At 55.1% G+C, this 408-nt stretch carries 1 protein-coding gene; it reads right to left on the bottom strand.

What is annotated here, in order from left to right:
- Positions 1–397, bottom strand: a 397-nt coding sequence (locus J4G33_RS16855; protein ID WP_243759310.1) for a Kunitz family serine protease inhibitor, incomplete at its 3' end; no start/stop codon positions are given.
- Between the last annotated feature and the right edge of the window lie 11 nt (positions 398–408).

The following is a 408-nucleotide window of genomic DNA, read 5'->3' as shown; positions in this document are numbered from 1 at the left end:
CCCCTTCTTCTTCTCCAGCCTTGGTCACTTGGATCAACCTTGGACGGATATCGTTGCTGTCTGGGTCCTGCGCAGCTACGATGGGCTTGAAATGGACACCGTTAGGTGTTTTGCCGGTGGTCCAAACGCCGGGAGACTTGCAGGGGTGGTTCCACGTCGCGATAGAACTGAAGACGTACCTGTCACCTTCCTTCATGACGTTGTCTTGAGAAAGATCATTACCTGAAGCGAAGCTCACCAGCCGGCCCTCGTTGTGGCTGGTTGGTCCTATGAACTTCTCGCACTGACTTTGATCGTTGCGCAGAAGGCCTAGCACACCCGTATGGCCGTCGGATCCTGTGTATTCGATTTGGTAATTGGGGCCGAGACGGACCTGATTGCCGTCGGTGTCTAGCACGGCATCTCGCT

It is taken from the genome of Actinotalea soli (assembly GCF_017565425.1).
Taxonomy (GTDB): Bacteria; Actinomycetota; Actinomycetes; order Actinomycetales; family Cellulomonadaceae; genus Actinotalea; species Actinotalea soli.
The sequence above is the reverse complement of the archived record's forward strand: the minus strand, read 5'-3'. Positions and strand labels throughout refer to the sequence as shown.